The sequence below is a fragment of the Cupriavidus cauae genome, from assembly GCF_008632125.1.
GTDB classification, from domain to species: Bacteria; Pseudomonadota; Gammaproteobacteria; order Burkholderiales; family Burkholderiaceae; genus Cupriavidus; species Cupriavidus cauae.
This window is the reverse complement of record NZ_VWRN01000053.1, coordinates 443,037-460,454: the sequence shown is the minus strand read 5'-3', so window position 1 is coordinate 460,454 and position 17,418 is coordinate 443,037. Positions and strand designations below refer to the sequence as shown.

Sequence of the window (17,418 nt, the reverse complement as noted above, 5' to 3'; positions counted from 1 at the left end):
CGGGCGTTTCGACTTGAGAGATTTCGGCTCGAACGATCCCGGCTCCAACTACTTCTTCTCGAACTCGAACACCGGTGCCGCCGGGCCGCTGTCGTTGGACTGGGGCGGCGCGCCTGGCGTCTCGAGCTGCGCGCCGCCCGGCAGCGTCGGCGCCTCGGGCGCCTCCGAGGGGCCGGAAGGAGCGGGGCCGCCCGGTGCCGGCTGCGAGGGCTTGCCCAGGTCGATGTCCAGGCTGCGCGTGATGCTGCGGTCCTGCGCCTTCGCCTTGTCCGTGGTGACCAGGCCCGGGAAGATGATGATCAGCGCCACCATGATCAGCTGGATCACCACGAAGGGCACCGAGCCCCAGTAGATGTCCGAGGTCTTGACCGAGCGCGGCGCGACCGAGCGCAGGTAGAACAGCGAGAAGCCGAACGGCGGGTGCATGAACGAGGTCTGCATGTTGACCGCCAGCAGCACGCCGAACCAGATCAGGTCGATGCCCAGCTTGTCCGCCACCGGGCCGACCAGCGGCACCAGGATGAAGGCCAGCTCGAAGAAGTCCAGGAAGAAGGCCAGCAGGAAGAACAGGATGTTGACCGCGATCAGGAAGCCGGTCTGGCCGCCGGGCAGCGCCGTCAGCAGATGCTCGACCCACAGGTGGCCGTCGACGCCGTAGAACGTCAGCGAGAACACCCGGGCGCCGATCAGGATGAAGATCACGAAGGCCGACAGCTTCAGCGTCGATTCCATCGCCTGCCTGGTCAGGCCCAGGTTCAGCCGGCCCTTGATCAGCGCCAGCACCAGCGCACCGAGGGCGCCCATGCCGCCGCCTTCCGTCGGCGTGGCCACGCCGATGAAGATCGTGCCCAGCACCAGGAAGATCAGCGCCAGCGGCGGGATCAGCACGAAGGTCACCTTCTCGGCCATCTGCGACAGCAGATTGAGCTTGAGCACGCGGTTGATCACCGCCAGCACGAAGGCGAACGAGATCGCCGCGCCGATCGACACCACCAGCCGCTCGTCCAGCGGTCCGCCGGGGTTGTAGTTCAGGTCCACCACCACGCCGACCACCACGGCCAGCGCGGTCAGCACCAGCACCGAGGTCGAACCGCTCTTGCCGCTGGGCTCGCGGAAGGTGCGCGCCTCCAGCGGCAGGGCTGGCGCCGAGGCCGGCTTGACCAGCGTCATCAGCAGCACGTACAGCATGTACAGGCCGGTCAGCACCATGCCGGGCACGAAGGCGCCCTTGTACATGTCGCCGACGGAACGGCCCAGCTGGTCGGCCAGCACGATCAGCACCAGCGAGGGCGGGATGATCTGCGCCAGCGTGCCCGACGCGGCGATCACGCCTGTCGCCAGCCGCTTGTCGTAGTTGTACTTGAGCATCAGGGGCAGCGAGATCAGCCCCATCGAGATCACCGAGGCCGCCACCACGCCGGTGGTCGCCGCCAGCAGCGCGCCGACGAAGATCACGGCATAGGCCAGACCGCCGCGGATCGGGCCGAACAGCTGGCCGATGGTATCGAGCAGATCCTCGGCCATGCCGGATCGCTCCAGTATCAGCCCCATGAAGGTGAAGAACGGGATCGCCAGCAGCGTGTCGTTCTCGATGATGCCGAACAGCCGGCTCGGCAGCGCCTGCAGCAGTTCGGGCGCCAGCAGGCCCAGCTCGATGCCGATGAAGGCGAACAGCAGCCCGTTGGCCGCCAGCGCGAAGGCGATCGGAAAGCCCGACAGCAGGAAGACCACCAGGGAGCCGAACATGATCGGCGCCATGTTGTCGATCAGGAATTGCGTCATTGCGCGCCTCGCTTACGGGGTTGCCGGGGGACCGGAGCGGCCGCCATCGGCCAGCGCGGCGGCGTTTTCCGCGGGGCTGTGGCCGTGCTTGCGGAAGGCTTCGAACGGCAGTTCCCCCCTCAGGTAGGCAAAGCGCTTGATCAGCTCGGACAGGCCCTGCAGGATCAGCAGGAAGAAGCCGGCGACGATCAGGAACTTGGCCGGCCAGCGGATCAGGCCGCCGGCATTGCCCGACATTTCATGGCCGACGAAGGACAGCCAGAAGTAGGGGATCGACAGCCACAGGATGATCAGCGAGATCGGCAGCAGGAACAGCAGGATGCCGAAGATGTCGATCCAGACCTGGGTCCGCTCGGAGAAGCGTCCGGCGACCACGTCGATGCGCACATGCTCGTCCTTGCGCAGGGCGTACGGCGCGCCGAGCAGGAACACGGCGGCGAACATGTACCACTGCATTTCGAGCCAGGCGTTGGAGCTGATGCTGAAGGTGTAGCGAATGATGGCGTTGCCCGCGCAGACCAGTACGGCCAGCAGGATCAGCCATTTCGCCCACCTCCCGATGACATCGTTCACGGCGTCGATAAGCCGTGAGATCCTCATGAGGAGAGACATGTGAACGTCCTAGGGATGGGGAAAAACCGGGGTGGCGCGTCAGTTTACGGTTGAACCCCACGGCAAATCGCTAGGGTTAATCCCCAATTCGTCACTTTGTCTGCGTGGTTGTCTGCGTAGTCCGCACCAGAAGAGGGCGGGTGGAGGGAGAGGCGGGGAGAGGCGGGAGAGGGAGATTCCCCACCAAGGTGGGGAGCGTCCCCGCGGGAAACGGGGACGCCATGGTGCGCGGCGGACCGGCAGCCGATCCGCAAATCAGCAAATCAGCAAATCAGCAAATCAGCAAATCAGCAAATCGTCAGCTCAGCGGATCAACAGGTCTGCTGATCGGCAGATCCGCCGATCAGCAGATCGGATCAACCGGCCTTGCGCGCGGCCGCGATCGCGGCGCGCACCTGGTCCGGCGCGGTGCCGCCGATATGGTTGCGGGCGGCGACCGAGCCTTCCAGGGTCAGCACGCCGTGGACATCGTCGCCAATCAGGGCGGCCTTGTCGCCCAGGCCGGTGGCCTCGCGCAGCTCCGCCACGGTCAGGTCGGCCAGATCGCACTGGCGCGCGTCGCAGGCGCGCACGGCGTGGGCGACCGCCTCATGGGCGTCACGGAAGGGCAGGCCCTTCTTGACCAGGTAGTCGGCCAGGTCGGTCGCCGTCGCATAGCCCTGCAGCGCCGCGGCGCGCATCGCCTCCGGCTTGACCGTGATGCCCGGCACCATGTCCGCGAAGATGCGCAGCGTGTCGACCACGGTATCGACCGTGTCGAACAGCGGCTCCTTGTCTTCCTGGTTGTCCTTGTTGTACGCCAGCGGCTGGCCCTTCATCAGCGTCAGCAGGCCGATCAGGTGGCCGTTGACGCGCCCCGTCTTGCCGCGCGCCAGCTCGGGCACGTCCGGGTTCTTCTTCTGCGGCATGATCGAGCTGCCGGTGCAGAAGCGGTCGGCGATATCGATGAAGCCGACGCGCGGGCTCATCCACAGCACCAGCTCTTCCGAAAAGCGCGACACGTGCGTCATCACCAGCGCCGAGGCCGCGCAGAATTCGATGGCGAAGTCCCGGTCCGACACGGCATCCAGCGAATTGCGGCAGACGCCGTCGAAGCCGAGCTGCTGGGCGACGAATTCACGGTCGATCGGGTAGCTGGTGCCGGCCAGCGCGGCCGCGCCCAGCGGCAGGCGGTTGACGCGCTTGCGGGCGTCCTGCATCCGCTCGGCATCGCGCGTGAACATCTCGACGTAGGCCAGCAGATGGTGGCCGAAGGTCACCGGCTGCGCGACCTGCAGGTGCGTGAAGCCAGGCAGGATCGTGTCGGCGTGCTGCTCGGCCAGATCGAGCAGCGCGTGGCGCAGGTCGCCCAGCAGGCCGACGATGTTGTCGATCTCGCTGCGCAGCCACAGGCGGATATCGGTGGCCACCTGGTCGTTGCGCGAGCGGCCGGTATGCAGCCGCTTGCCGGCATCGCCGACCAGCGCGGTCAGCCGCGCCTCGATATTCAGGTGAACGTCTTCCAGGTCCAGCTTCCATTCGAAGCTGCCGGCCTCGATTTCGCCGCGGATCTGCGCCATGCCGCGCTCGATCTCGGCGCGGTCGGCTTCGCTGATGATGCCCTGCCGGGCCAGCATCGCCGCATGCGCCAGCGAGCCCTGGATATCGAACAGCGCGAGGCGCTTGTCGAAGAACACCGAAGCGGTGTAGCGCTTCACCAGGTCGGACATCGGTTCGGAGAAGCGGGCGGACCAGGCTTCGCCTTTCTTGGCAAGTTGGGAGGTCATGGCGGTAGGGAACTGGACAGTGCCCACGCACCGAGGCGTGCCGGGCAACGGAAAGGAGGATAGGAAAAGCGGCAATTATATCGTTGCCGGGCACCGTTGACGGACGGGAACACTTTCACCGTGCCGCCGAGCCTACGCTCGAGCGTCCATTCCAACGCGGCAGCACGCCGCCACCGAAGGCCCAGCCGCCGAGACATGGCGACCACGACATGCGGCCGCAACGAGACGTAAGGCGTCCCTTTCCCTCCGAAAATTCGGTTGACCCCAATTCGTCTTTAAACGAAAATGACCCGCTATTTGATCGAACACTATGTCACGGCCGACGGACAGCGTGATCTCTTCATGGAGTGGCTGAGCCGCTTGCGCGACCGCGAGGCCAAAGTCGCGGTGATTCGTCGCGTGGCTCGCATGGAGCAAGCCAATTTTGGCGACTACAGGTACTGCCGCGAAGGGGTGTGCGAGCTGCGCATCGACGTGGGGCCCGGTTATCGGGTGTACTACGCGTTGCACGGACAGCGCGTCGTGGTGCTGCTATGCGGGGGCGACAAGCGCACTCAGCAGGGCGATATCGATCGAGCGGTATCTTATTGGCAAGACTGGCAACAACGAGGCGACGATGAGAAGCAGACCGCATGACGAGGCGATGGCCGAGCTGTACCGCAGCGATCCGGCGCTCGCGCTCGATGTCATCAACGGCATTCTCGAACATGGCGACCAAGGCGAATTGCTGACGGTGCTGCGGCAACTGGCGCAGGCGTTCGGCGGCGTGCAGGCGGTAGCGGAGCAGGCCGACCTCAATCCCACCCAGCTTTACCGCACGCTCTCGCCAAAGGGAAACCCGGCGCTGAGCAGCCTGACTGCCATCCTGAAGGCGATGGGATTGTGCCTGGCGGTGCGGCCGCTGAATTCATCCGCGCCGCGTCACGCGGCTTGAGTGGGAACGGGCCGGAGGGCAGGGCTACCCTCCAGCCCCCGCACCTCAACCCGTATTGCGCAGCCCCGCCGCAATCCCGTTGATGGTCAGATGGATGCCGCGCCGCACGCGCACGTCGTCGCCGTCCTTGCCGGCCCGGTAGCGCTTGAGCAATTCCACCTGCAGGTGGTTCAGCGGGTCCAGGTAGGCGAAGCGGTTCTTGATCGAGCGGGCCAGCAGCGGATTGTCCGCCAGCCGGTCGTGCTTGCCGGTGACCAGCCCCAGCATCTCGCCGGTCAGGTGCCATTCGGTGCTGATCCGGTTGAACACCGCCTTGCGCAGCGCGGCGTCGTCGCACAGCTGGGCGTAGCGCGAAGCGACCGCCAGGTCGGTCTTGGCCAGCACCATGTCCATGTTCGACAGCAGCGTCGAGAAGAACGGCCAGGTCTTGACCATGCGGCGCAGCGTTGCCACCAGCGCCTTGCGGGCCTTGTCGTCGCCCGCCTCGTCGAGCAGCCCGCGCACGGCGCTGCCGAAGCCGAACCAGCCCGGCAGCAGCAGGCGGCACTGGCCCCACGAGAAGCCCCAGGGAATCGCCCGCAGATCCTCGATGCGGCGGTTCTTCTTGTCCATCAGCTTGCGCGACGCCGGACGCGAACCGAGATTCAGATCGGCGATCTCGGTGATCGGCGTGGTCGCGAAGAAATAGTCCTTGAAGCCCGGCGTCTCGTAGACCAGGTCGCGGTAGGCGACGAAGGCGCGGTCCGACAGCTTCTGCATGATGCTCTCGAACGTGGCCAGGTCCTTCGGCGCGTTCTGCGTCGGCAATAGCGACGCCTCCAGCGTGGCGGCGATCACGGTCTCCAGGTTGCGGCGGCCGATCTCGGCGTTGGCGAACTTGCTGTTGATGATCTCGCCCTGCTCGGTCAGCCGGATCTGGCCGTTCACCGTGCCCGGCGGTTGCGACAGGATGGCCTGGTAGGTCGGGCCGCCGCCGCGTCCGACCGTGCCGCCGCGGCCGTGGAACAGCCGCAGCTTGATCCTGCGCTGCGCGAACAGCTGCACCAGCGCCAGTTCGGCCTTGTACAGCTCCCAGTTCGAGGTCAGGAAGCCACCGTCCTTGTTCGAATCCGAATAGCCGAGCATCACCTCCTGCTCGCCGCCCTGGTTCGCCAGCACCGCGGCGAAGCCGGGCAGATCGAGCAGCGCCTGCATGATGCCGCTGGCGTTGCGCAAGTCCTCGATGGTCTCGAACAGCGGAATCACCATCAGTTCCATGCGCGCCGGATCGCTGCGGCTGCCCAGCGTGCCACGCAGCATGCCGGTCTCCTTCTGCAGCAGCATGACCTCGACCAGGTCCGACAGCGTCTCGGTGTGCGAGATGATGTAGTTGCGCGCCACGCGGGCGCCGTAGCGGGCCCGCAACTCGCGGGCGGTCGTCAGCACGCGCAGCTCGCTGCGGGTTTGCTCCGAATAGGTATGCCAGGGCAGCGTCAGCAGCCGCGGCTGGCGCAGCTCGTTCAGCAGCAGCTCGAGCTTGCGCTCCTCCGGCAGCGCGGCGTAGTCCGCCTCGACGCCCGCGGCCGCGAACAGCTCGGCGATCACGGCCTCGTGCACGTCGGACACCTGGCGCATGTCGATCGACGCCAGATGGAAGCCGAACACGCCGATCGCGCGGTGCAGCGCATCGATGCGGGCACGCGCCAGCGCCTCGCCGTGGTGCTCGCGCAGCGAATCGATGACGACTTCGATGTCGGCGGCGAAGGCCTCCGCGCTGGCGTAGGGCTCGGCGTCGGCGACCGGATGGCGCGGCGCCGCGCGGCCGGTCAGCGCATGGCAGGTCGCGGCCAGCCGCGCGTAGATGCCGATCAGCGCGCGCCGGTACGGCTCGTCGGCGCGGTGCTCGGAGCGGTCGGGCGACGCCTCGGCCAGCGCCAGCAGCGCGGGGCTGGCCTCGACCATCAGCGTCGACATCGACAGCTCGGCGCCCAGCGCGTGGACCTCGTCCAGATACCACTCGAGGATCAGCAGCGCCTGCTGGCAGGCCGCGTGCTCCAGCGTGTCGGCGGTGACGTTGGGATTGCCGTCGCGATCGCCGCCGATCCACGAGCCCATCTGGAAGAAGGGCGGCAGCGGGCCGGGCTCGGCCTTGGCGCGGCGCGAGGCCGGGTAGACCGCGGCGATGTCCTCCTCCAGCTCGGTCATCAGCTGCGGTATGCCGCGCAGGAAAGTGGTCCGGTAGTACGACAGCGCGTTCTCGATCTCGTCGACCACCATCAGCCGGGTATTGCGCAGCATCCGGGTCTGCCACAGCGTGGTGACCTTGGCGCGCAGCTGGGCGGTGTTGTGCGCCAGTTCGCGCGCCGTCATTGGCAGGTCGCGCTCGGCCAGCAGGCGGGCGATCTCGCGCTCGGCGTCCAGGATGCTCTTGCGCTGGACCTCGGTCGGGTGCGCGGTCAGCACCGGCACGATCAGCGCCTCGTCGAAGAACTTGCGCAGCTGCTTGCCTGTGACCCCGGCGGCGTCGATCGCCTGCAGCGCGCGGGCCATGCTGCCCGGCTGCGGCGGCGAGCCGGCCAGCGCATGGACGCGCCGGCGGCGGTTGTGGTGCTGATCCTCGGCGATATTGGCCAGATGCGAGAAATAGCTGAAGGCGCGCACCACCTGGTTGGTCTGGTCGCGCGACAGCCGCTTGAGCAGCCGGTCGAGCTCGGCCGCGGCGGCGCGGTCGTTCTCGCGGCGAAAGCGCACCGCGGTCTGGCGGATGGTTTCGACGATCTGGAAGGCCGCCTCCCCTTCCTGCTCGCGCAGCACGTCGCCGAGCAGGCGGCCGAGGAAGCGGATGTCCTCGCGCAGCGGCAGGTCCTTGTCGTTGGCCGACTTGCGGGCCGGTGCGGCCGGCACCACTTCGAGGTGGGAGGCCGGTTTGGCGGCGGCGCGGCGAGCGGTTCGCGCGGAAGGGGCGGGGGCGGAGCGGGCGGTGGAGGGCGCGGTGGGCGGTGCCGACCCAGCCGATGCCAGGTGATCGGCGTCAGCGGCATTCTCGACGTGCTCGGGCGAAGCGGCGGGTGTAGCGGCCTCGGCCGGCCGATTCGGCTCGCTCCCGGCGGTTTCCGATCGGCCTCGGACAGCGCGGATCCGGCGGCCGGCCGGGCGCGCAGCTGGCTGCGTCATGCAATCTCCTCTGCGTTTGGTTCTGATGTGGCTGGTGTTTCCGATCGTTCCGATCGCCTTCCGGACCCGCTTTCGCCCCGGCTCTGCGGCCTTCGGGCGCCACGCCGCCAGCGTCCGGGGCGGCGGCCGGAGCGGCAGGGGGTGCGTGCTACCATTCGCGGCATGCAAGCTTCCGTCCCTTCCGCATCCTCATCCGCCGCGCCGGGCAGGCTCGTGATCGCGTCACGCGAGAGCCGACTGGCCATGTGGCAGGCCGAACATGTGCGTGCTGCGTTGCAACAATACTATCCCGCGTGCGATGTGTCCATTCTGGGTATGACTACCCGGGGCGACCAGATTCTGGACCGCAGCCTCTCCAAGGTCGGTGGCAAGGGCCTGTTCGTCAAGGAGCTGGAAGTGGCGATGGCCGAGGGCCGGGCCGACCTGGCGGTGCATTCGCTGAAGGACGTGCCGATGGAGCTGCCAGAGGGCTTCGCGCTGGCCGCCGTGATGGAGCGTGAAGATCCGCGCGATGCGCTGGTGTCGACGCGCTTCGCCTCGCTCGACGAGATGCCGCCCGGGACCGTGGTCGGCACCTCGAGCCTGCGCCGCGAGGCCGCACTGCGCAGCCGCTACCCGCATCTGGTGGTGCAGCCGCTGCGCGGCAATCTCGATACCCGGCTGGCCAAGCTCGATCGCGGCGACTACGGCGCGATCATTCTCGCCGCGGCCGGCCTGAAGCGTCTGGGCCTGGCCGGCCGCATCCGCGCGCTGCTGGACCCGGCGACGTCGCTGCCGGCGGCCGGGCAGGGCGCGCTCGGCATCGAGATCCGCTCGGATCGGCCCGAGCTGGCCGCCTGGCTGGCACCGCTCAATCATGTTCCCACCGCGCTGGCGGTCGGCGCCGAACGCGCGGTATCGCGCCGGCTCGGCGGCTCCTGCCAGGTGCCGCTGGCCGCCCATGCTTATTGGAATAGCAGCGGGGATGGCAGCCGGGATGGCAGCCGCCTCCAACTGGACGCCTTCGTCGCCACGCCCGACGGCTCCCGCAGCGTGCATGCGCAGCGCGCGGCCGAAGTCGGCAGCGCCGCCGATGCCGAAGCGCTGGGCAACGCCGTCGCCGACGCGCTGCTGGCCCAGGGCGCCGATGCGCTGCTGGCCGTCGCGCTGCGGAACGACGGCGCGCCGGCGGGCCCCGGCGGCCACTGAGGGGAAGCGATGCCCCGCCCGACCGTCGTTGTCACACGACCCGCCGGGCAGTCCCGGCAACTGACCGAGGCGCTGCAGGCCGCGGGTCTGGACGTACTGAGCTTTCCGCTGCTGGCGATCGGGCCCGCGGCCGATGACGGCCCGCTGCGCGCGGCGCTGGCGCGGCTGCCCGAGTTCGCGCTGGTCGTGTTCGTCAGCCCCAACGCGATTGCCTATGCGCTCGATGCGCTCGCGCTGGCGCAGGGCGGCGCCGCGGCCTGGCCGGAATCGGTGCCGGTCGCGGTGGTCGGGCCCGCCAGCGTGGCGGCGCTTGCAGAGCGCGGCATCGCCGCGCCGCGCCACCGCGTGATCTCGCCGGCCGGCGCCGATGGCGCCGCAGCCGACATCGATCCTGCCGAGGCGCGTTTCGATTCCGAGGCGCTGTGGGCGCAGCTCGACGTGCCGTCGCTGGCCGGCCGCGAGGTGCTGATCGTCCGCGGCAACGGCGGCCGCGACTGGCTCGGCGACAAGCTGCGCGAGGCCGGTGCCACCGTGCTGGCGGTCGAGGCCTATCGACGCACGATGCCCGTGCCGGGCTCGATGCAATGGCAGGCCGTGCGTGACGGCCTGAAGCCGGGCGCGGCGCCGCAGGCGTGGCTGCTGACCAGTTCCGAAGCCGTGCGCAACCTCGATCAGCTGGCGCGCGACAACCTGTCGCCGGCGGAAGACGCCGCGCTGCGCGAGGTGCAGTGCATTGCCCCGCATGCGAGAATTGCCGAGCAGGCGGCGGCCCTGGGCTTCACGCGCGTGCTGCTGGCCGCGCCGGGGGACGAGGGCCTGCGGGCGGCCTGCCTGCGTTGGGCGGAGCCGTATCGGAGTCAATTGCAGGCGACGGCGCAAGCGGCTTCACAGCCGGTGTCGCAATCGGCTTCACAGCCGGCGTCGCAACCGGCGTCGGAATTGGCGTCGCCCGCGGTGTCGCAACCTGTGCCGCCATCGATGTCGCCATCGGTCTTCCAGTCGGAGCCTGGCCCGACTGCCGCGCCCGTCCCCGCGGCCGCTTCGACTGCGCCGGCTCCGGCGCCGGGACCCGCAACGCATCGGCAGGCGCCATCGCTCGCCGCATCGGCGGCACCGGCGAGCCCGCCCGCCGCGCCGCCCCCAATCCCGCCCACCGAATCACCGCAATCCACGTCAACGAAGGTCGATCGCGTGACGCAACAGCAAACCTCCACCGCTTCCTCCTCTTCTCCACCGGCCGGCATGCCGCCCGGCCCGGCGCCCGCTGGCGCCTCGCCCGGCGAGCGGCCCGCTTCACGTGGCCGCGGCGCCCTGGCCTGGCTGCTGCTGGCGATCTTCGTGCTGGTCGCCGGCGGCGCGTTCTGGTGGCTGCAGCAACGGGTCGACCGGCTGACCGAGGAACTGGCGCGCCGCCAGCAGAACAACGACGCGCTGGTACAGGAGTCTCGCGTGCTGACCCGCGAGGCGCAGACCACCGTCAAGGAAATGCAGGCGAAGGTCGGCGCGCTGGAGGCCCAGGTCGGCGAGACCCGCGACAAGCAGGCCACGCTCGAGCAGGTCTACCAGGACCTGATGCGCAACCGCGACGACTGGGAGATCGCCGAGATCCAGCAGTTGCTGACCAACGCCGGCCAGCAACTGCAACTGACCGGCAACGTGCAGGTCGCCCTGTCCGCGCTGCAGAGCGCCGACGTTCGCCTGGCCCGCTCCGACAAGCCCGAATACAACCAGCTGCGCCGGGCGATCGCGCGCGACATCGGCCGGCTCAAGGCGATGCCCGACACCGACCTGACCGGCGCCGCCATCAAGCTCGACGAAGCCATCAACCAGATCGACGCCTTGCCGCTGCTGTCGAGCGAACGGATGCTCGAACGCAGCGAAGGCACGCCGCGCGGCACGGCGGCCGCGTCCCAGCCCGGCGCGGCCTCGGCCGTTGCCGCAGGCAATGGCGACGGCACCGGCAATCGCGTGACGCAGTGGTTCGCCGGCGTCTGGGGTACCGTGCGCGACGAGCTGATGCGCGTGATCCGCGTGCGCCGGGTCGACGATACCGAGGCGCTGCTGCTGACCGGCGACCAGGGCTGGTTCCTGCGCGAGAACGTCAAGCTGCGGCTGCTCAACGCGCGGCTCGCGCTGCTGTCGCGCAACGAGCAGGTGTTCCGCAACGATCTGGCCGCGGCGCACGGCATGATCGAACGCTATTTCGATACCAAGAGCCGCCGCGTGCAGGCCGTGCAGACCCTGCTGAAGCAGGCGCAGGCCGGCGCGGTGGCCGTGCAGCTGCCGACGATGTCCGACAGCCTCGGCGCGCTGCGTTCCCTGAAGAAGGAGTAGCGCATGCGACTTCTATTCTGGGTGGCGATCCTGTTTGGCGGCGCCGTCGGCCTGGCGCTGTTCACGCAGTTCAATCAAAGCAATGTGGTGCTGTTCTACCCGCCGTATCGGGTCGAGCTGTCGCTCAATCTGGCGCTGGCGCTGCTGTTGCTGCTGTTCTTCATTGCCTGGACCGTGCTGTCGGCGATCCGGCATCTGTCCGAGATGCCCCGGCGCGCCGCGGCCTATCGCGAGCGCAACCGCATGCTGAAGGCCCAGGCCGCGTTGCGCGAGGCGATCGAGAACCTGTTCGCCGGCCGCTTCGCCCGCGCCGAGCGCACCGCACGCGAGGCCCAGGTCTGGCCCGAGCAGGCGCAGACCGCGGCGCTGATCGGCGCCCGCGCCGCGCACCAGATGCAGGAGGCCGATCGGCGCGACGGCTGGCTGGCCCAGGTCACCGCACCCGAGCGCGAGCAGGCCCGGCTGGTGTCGCTGGCCGAGATGCTGGTCGACGCGCGCGATGCCGATGGCGCGCTGGAAACCATCGCCCAGCTGCAGGCGCAGGGCGGGCGGCAGATCCATGTGCAACGGATCGCGCTGCGTGCGCATCAGCATCTGAAGAACTGGAGCGAGGTGCTGCGGCTCGCGCGTTCGCTGGAGAAGCGCAACGCGCTGCATCCGGTGCTGGCACTGCGTCTGAAGCAGCTGGCCTGCGAGGCCATGCTGGAGGAACGCCGCCACGACGCCGACGCGTTGCAGGACTTCTGGCGTTCGCTGTCGAACGACGAGCGCCGCGCCGCCCGCATCGCCGAGCCGGCCGCGCGCTATTTCTCGGCGCTGGGCCGCCAGCAGGAAGCGCGCCGGATCGTCGAGGACGCGTTGAAGGTCAACTGGGACAGCCGGCTGGTGCTGCGCTACGCCGACTGCGCCGAGCCCGGCCAGGCGCTGCCGCAGATCCAGCAGGCCGAGAAATGGCTGGCACAGCATCCGAACGATGCCGAGCTGCATTTCACGTTGGGCGTGCTTTGCCTGGGCGAACAGCTGTGGGGCAAGGCGCAGTCCAATTTCGAGCGCGCGCTGAAGTACGCCACCAGCGAGGAACAGCGCCGCCTGCGCGTGCGCGCGCATCTGGCGCTGGCGCGGCTGTTCGAGCAGACCGAACGGCCGGAGGACGCGCAGCGGCATTATCGGGAAAGCGCGCTGCTGGCGGCGTAACGCTTGCTGGTGGTGTGACACCGCGGGTGGTGTAACACCGCTGGTGGTGTGGCACTGCTGGTGGCGTACCCCAGCCTGAGGGCGTAACACGCCTTGGGGCCTGACACGGCTGAGGAGTAACAGGGCTGGTCGCGTCACGCGAATACCCGGGCAGCCGTGGTTTGCTCCCTCTCCCGCGCGCGTGAGCGGGGCCGGGGAGAGCGCAAGGTGGCTGCTATCCCGATCGCTCGCTCGCGGCCGCTGCCGCGGGCGCTCCCACTCCCGCCTTCACCACTGCATACCGCTCCAGCGTTTCCTGCCGCGCCAGGTCGTGCTGCACGACCGGGCGCGGATAGTCCTTCCCCAGCGTGATTCCCGCCGCCGCCAGCACCGCTTCCGGCGCGGTCCACGGCGCGTGCAGATATTTGTCCGGCAGCGCGGCCAGCTGCGGCAGATAGCGCCGGATGAAAGCGCCCTCCGGGTCGAACTTGCGCGACTGCGTAACGGGATTGAAGATCCGGAACCACGGCTGCGCATCGCATCCCGTCGATGCGGCCCATTGCCAGCCGCCATTGTTTGCCGCGAAGTCGTAGTCGTTCAGCAGGTCGGCGAACACCGCTTCGCCGCGGCGCCAGTCGATGCCCAGATCCTTGACCAGGAAGCTGGCGCTGACCATGCGCAGGCGGTTGTGCATATAGCCGCTCTGGCGCAGCTGAAGCATCGCCGCATCGATCAGCGGATAGCCGGTCCGCGCCTCGCGCCATGCGGCGAAGTACTGCTCCGCAACGGGCCCGGTGCGCCAGCGGATCGCGTCATAGGCGGCGTGGTACGAGCGGCCATCGGCCAGGTCCGGCCGGTGGTGCAGCACCATGAAATAGAAATCGCGCCAGATCAGTTCCGACAGCCAGGTCGCCGCGCCGTTGGCGTCGGCACCGCCCTGCAGCATGGCCGCATGCGCCGCGCGCGCCAGCGTGCGGATCGAGATGGTGCCGAAGCGCAGATGCACCGACAGATAGCTGGGCCCGCGCACGGCGGGGAAATCGCGCCGGCGCGCATAGTCGCCCAGCCGGTCGAGGAAGGCATCGAACAGCGCGTGTGCGCCCGGACTGCCCGGCGCGAGCGGCACTGCCTCCGGCTCGGCCGGGGCGAAGCCGAGCGCGTCCAGTGTCGGCAGCGGCCGGTCGTGCGCCGCGGGCAGCGGCGCCAGCGCAGGCAGATAGGGCGCGACCGGGTAGGGCCGCAGATCGAAGGGCTGCAACGCCTTCAGCCATGCGTTCTTGTACGGCGTGAAGACCGAGAACGGTTTGCCCTGGCCGTTCAGGATCTCGTCGCGCTCGAACACGACCTGGTCCTTGAAGCTGAAATACAGGCGCGCGTCGGCCGCCAGCGCATCAGCCACGGCGCGGTCGCGATCGATGGCCGCGGGCTCGTAGTCATGATTGGCGAAGACGGCCTGCGCGCCGAGTTCGCGGGCGAGCGCGGGGATCGCCGTGCGGGCCGCGGCGTGCAGCACGATCAGGCCGCCGCCGGCCTTGCGCAAGGCGGCGTCCAGCGGGGCCAGCGAGGCGAGGATGAAGGCCTCGCGACGATCGCTGGCCTTGCCGCGCGCCAAGCTGCGCGCCAGCAGCGGGTCGAGGATTTCCCGATCGAATACGAACACGCACCACACCTGGCGGGCATGCTTGAGGGCATAATGCAGCGCCGCGTGGTCGTCCACGCGCAGGTCGCGGCGAAACCAGACCAGCGCGCGGGCGAACGAACGGCCGACGCGGTACGGTTCGCGATGGGGGGATGGGTTCAAGCTCGATTCTCCGTGAGCACCGCGCCGCCGGTCGCGCGACCGTTTACCGTAGCATGACCCCCTGCGCCATTCCCCTGCAACGCGCCGCTTCGCCGCTGACCGCCCTGACTCCCTTCACTCCCTCACTCCCTCCTTACCGCCGATGAACGCGAAGACCGCCAAACCGCCCAAGACCACGCCGCTGGACCGCATCCTGCAATCGCAGGGCTTCGGCACGCGCCGCTATTGCGGGGATCTGGTGGCGGCCGGCATGGTCGAGGTCGAGGGCGAGCTGTGCGAGGACCCGCGCGCCGAATTCGTGCTCGAAGGGCTGCGGCTGACCGTCGATGGCGAGGACTGGGTCTGCCACGACAAGGCCTATCTGATGCTGCACAAGCCGACCGGATACGAATGCTCGCAGCGGCCGCTGCATCATCCCAGCGTCTACACGCTGCTGCCGGTGCCGCTGCGCGAGCGCGGCGTGCAGGCGGTCGGCCGGCTCGACCAGGACACCACCGGGCTGCTGCTGCTCAGCGACGACGGCCAGTTCATCCACGCGCAGACCTCGCCCAAGCGCAAGGTGCCCAAGGTCTACGAGGTCGCGACGGCGGAGCCGGTCATCGAGGCCCAGGCCGCGGCCCTGCGCGAAGGCGTGCAGCTGGAGGACGAACCGGCCCCGATCGCCGCGCTGGCCTGCGAGATCGTCGGCGAACGCGCGCTGCGGCTGACGCTGGCCGAAGGCAAGTATCATCAGGTCAAGCGGATGGTCGCCGCGGCCGGCAACCATGTCGCCGCGCTGCACCGCAGCCGCATCGGCGGACTGGCGCTGGACCCGGCGCTGGCGCCCGGCGAATGGCGCTGGCTGACGCCGGCGGATCTGGCGGAACTGGCGCGCAAGGACTGAGGCGGGGGCCAACCGCGGCCGCGATGCTGCGGCGCAACGGCTGTGGGGCGGCGCGCACCGTCCAGCTCCCTGCGCGGGCCCGGACGAGGGAATCTTTTCCGGAACATTGGCGCTGATTTGATAAAATGCAACGCATGGCGACGTCCGCAGCCCCCATCAATCTGACGAATCAATTCCTGATCGCCATGCCCGGCATGGCGGATCCGACTTTTACCGGCGCCGTCGTCTACATCTGCGAACACAACGAGCGTGGCGCGCTCGGCCTGGTGATCAACCGGCCGATCGACATCGACATGGCCACGCTGTTCGACAAGATCGATCTCAAGCTCGAAATCCAGCCCGTCGCGCAGCAGCCCGTCTATTTCGGCGGCCCCGTGCAGACCGAGCGCGGCTTCGTGCTGCATGACCCGGTCGGCGTCTATGTGTCCTCGCTGACCGTGCCCGGCGGCCTAGAGATGACCACCTCCAAGGATGTGCTCGAGGCCGTCGCCAACGGCAGCGGCCCGCATCGCTTCCTGCTGACGCTGGGCTATGCCGGCTGGGGCGCAGGCCAGCTGGAGGAAGAGCTGAGCCGCAACGGCTGGCTGACCGTGCAGGCCGACCCCGAGATCGTGTTCAGCGTGCCTCCCGAGGAACGCTTCGCCGCCGCCATTCGCCTTTTGGGCATCGATATCACCATGCTCTCCGGCGAGGCGGGGCATGCCTAGCGCGGACGCGGCCACGCCGCTCCACAAGCCGGCGCCGCAAGGCGCGCCCGTGTCTGCCGTGCCAACCGACGGCACCGTATTGGGTTTCGACTACGGCGAGCGCAAGATCGGCGTGGCGCTGGGCAACTTCATCACGCGCGAGGCGCGGCCGCTGACCATCCTGCCGAACATCACCGTCGAAGGGCGCTTCGAGGCCGTCGCCGCGCTGATCGCCGAATGGGCGCCGGTGCATCTGGTGGTGGGCCTGCCGCTGACCCCGGAAGGCGGCGAACAGCCCGCGACCAAGCTGGCGCGTCGCTTCGGCAATCAGCTCAATGGCCGCTTCAATCTGCCGGTGACCTGGGTCGACGAGCGCTACAGTTCGCTGGAGGCCCAGGCCGCCGGCGCCAGGCCGGGGGCGCTCGATCACGAAGCCGCCCGCATCATCCTGCAACAGTATTTCGACCAACTCCCGCTATGATTTCCAACGTCACCCTCGACGCCGAGGCGCTCTACCGCGCGCTGCGCGACCACGTGCAAGGGATGCTGTCCGCGGCATCGGGCTCCGCCTCGGGCGGCGCGCCCTGGTCGATCGCCGGCATCTATTCGGGTGGCGCGTGGATCGCCGAGCGGCTGGCGGCCGATCTGCAGCTGCCGCATTACGGCGTGATCAATGTGGCCTTCCACCGCGACGATTACGCGAAGAAGGGCCTGCACAGCCAGGCGCAACCGAGCACGCTGCCGTTTTCCGTGCAGGACAGCCATGTGCTGCTGATCGACGATGTGCTGGCCACCGGCCGCACCATCCGCGCCGCGGTCAACGAACTGTTCGACTACGGTCGGCCCGCGCGCGTCGCGCTGGCCACGCTGGTCGATCGCGGCGGCCGCGAGCTGCCGATCGGGGCGGACTTCGTCGGCGAGCGGATCACGCTGCCGCGCGGCACGAACCTGGTGTTGTCGCGCGAAGGCGAGGGGGCCGGCATCCGTTTTTCCTTTGCCACCGAAACGCTGAACGGCAACCACAATTCCGCCGCCGGCTGACCGGCACGCATTACCGCAGTAGAGAACGAGCACACAAGCCCGAGCCAGGGCAAGCACCAGCACAA

Annotated in this window: 14 protein-coding genes; 9 read left to right on the top strand and 5 right to left on the bottom strand. The window is 68.9% G+C overall.

What is annotated here, in order from left to right; genetic code table 11:
* Positions 1-48: 48 nt before the first annotated feature.
* The 3 genes from F1599_RS21115 to argH all read right to left on the bottom strand — a co-directional run bounded on the left by F1599_RS21115 (position 49) and on the right by argH (position 4,160).
* A complete protein-coding gene (locus F1599_RS21115) occupies positions 49-1,782 on the bottom strand; it encodes a TRAP transporter large permease (protein WP_150084394.1) in 1,734 nt (577 codons plus the stop codon).
* A 12-nt stretch (positions 1,783-1,794) separates the two neighbouring features.
* Positions 1,795-2,394: a TRAP transporter small permease subunit gene (locus F1599_RS21110; RefSeq protein ID WP_149317729.1), complete on the bottom strand. Its 600-nt coding sequence runs from the start codon at positions 2,392-2,394 to the stop codon at positions 1,795-1,797.
* Positions 2,395-2,750: 356 nt separating this feature from the next.
* The gene (argH, locus tag F1599_RS21105; RefSeq protein ID WP_150084392.1) at positions 2,751-4,160 is read right to left on the bottom strand and encodes an argininosuccinate lyase; all 1,410 of its coding nucleotides are present in this window, start codon (positions 4,158-4,160) and stop codon (positions 2,751-2,753) included.
* A 285-nt stretch (positions 4,161-4,445) separates the two neighbouring features.
* Between argH and F1599_RS21100 the strand changes: the two genes are divergently transcribed.
* Together F1599_RS21100 and F1599_RS21095 are read left to right on the top strand one after the other, a co-directional pair.
* Positions 4,446-4,796, top strand: a complete 351-nt coding sequence (locus F1599_RS21100) for a type II toxin-antitoxin system RelE/ParE family toxin (protein ID WP_150084390.1) — start codon at positions 4,446-4,448, stop codon at positions 4,794-4,796.
* Positions 4,777-5,094 (top strand): helix-turn-helix domain-containing transcriptional regulator, encoded by a 318-nt coding sequence (locus F1599_RS21095; RefSeq protein WP_150084388.1) that lies wholly within the window; start codon positions 4,777-4,779, stop codon positions 5,092-5,094. The genes F1599_RS21100 and F1599_RS21095 overlap by 20 nt, the downstream gene beginning before the upstream one ends.
* Positions 5,095-5,139: 45 nt before the next feature.
* Here the strand turns inward: F1599_RS21095 and ppc are convergent, their stop codons facing one another.
* Positions 5,140-8,247 carry a phosphoenolpyruvate carboxylase gene (ppc, locus tag F1599_RS21090; RefSeq protein ID WP_150084386.1) on the bottom strand — a complete coding sequence of 1,036 codons (3,108 nt, stop codon included), beginning with the start codon at positions 8,245-8,247 and terminating at the stop codon, positions 5,140-5,142.
* 162 nt (positions 8,248-8,409) lie between these two features.
* Between ppc and hemC the strand changes: the two genes are divergently transcribed.
* Genes hemC through F1599_RS21075 form a run of 3 tightly spaced genes read left to right on the top strand, consistent with a single transcriptional unit; the run spans position 8,410 to position 12,963 of the window.
* On the top strand, positions 8,410-9,435 hold the full coding sequence (gene hemC, locus F1599_RS21085) for a hydroxymethylbilane synthase (protein WP_150084384.1): 1,026 nt from the start codon (positions 8,410-8,412) through the stop codon (positions 9,433-9,435).
* Positions 9,436-9,444: 9 nt separating this feature from the next.
* Positions 9,445-11,769, top strand: a complete 2,325-nt coding sequence (gene hemDX, locus F1599_RS21080; protein ID WP_150084382.1) for a fused uroporphyrinogen-III synthase HemD/membrane protein HemX — start codon at positions 9,445-9,447, stop codon at positions 11,767-11,769.
* Between the two features lie 3 nt (positions 11,770-11,772).
* Complete coding sequence (locus tag F1599_RS21075) at positions 11,773-12,963, top strand: heme biosynthesis protein HemY (protein WP_149317736.1); 1,191 nt, start codon at positions 11,773-11,775, stop codon at positions 12,961-12,963.
* Positions 12,964-13,177: 214 nt separating this feature from the next.
* Here the strand turns inward: F1599_RS21075 and F1599_RS21070 are convergent, their stop codons facing one another.
* Positions 13,178-14,743, bottom strand: coding sequence for a cryptochrome/photolyase family protein (locus tag F1599_RS21070; RefSeq protein WP_150084380.1), 1,566 nt, complete (start codon positions 14,741-14,743; stop codon positions 13,178-13,180).
* A 142-nt stretch (positions 14,744-14,885) separates the two neighbouring features.
* Between F1599_RS21070 and F1599_RS21065 the strand changes: the two genes are divergently transcribed.
* The 4 genes from F1599_RS21065 (at position 14,886) to pyrR (ending at position 17,353) form a co-directional block, all read left to right on the top strand.
* Positions 14,886-15,626, top strand: coding sequence for a 16S rRNA pseudouridine(516) synthase (locus F1599_RS21065; RefSeq protein WP_150084378.1), 741 nt, complete (start codon positions 14,886-14,888; stop codon positions 15,624-15,626).
* A 134-nt stretch (positions 15,627-15,760) separates the two neighbouring features.
* On the top strand, positions 15,761-16,333 hold the full coding sequence (locus F1599_RS21060) for a YqgE/AlgH family protein (RefSeq protein WP_006575892.1): 573 nt from the start codon (positions 15,761-15,763) through the stop codon (positions 16,331-16,333).
* Positions 16,326-16,793, top strand: coding sequence for a Holliday junction resolvase RuvX (gene ruvX / locus F1599_RS21055; RefSeq protein ID WP_223819794.1), 468 nt, complete (start codon positions 16,326-16,328; stop codon positions 16,791-16,793). Before F1599_RS21060 ends, ruvX begins: the two co-directional genes overlap by 8 nt.
* Positions 16,790-17,353, top strand: a complete 564-nt coding sequence (gene pyrR, locus F1599_RS21050; RefSeq protein ID WP_150084376.1) for a bifunctional pyr operon transcriptional regulator/uracil phosphoribosyltransferase PyrR — start codon at positions 16,790-16,792, stop codon at positions 17,351-17,353. The genes ruvX and pyrR overlap by 4 nt, the downstream gene beginning before the upstream one ends.
* Positions 17,354-17,418 lie beyond the last annotated feature (65 nt).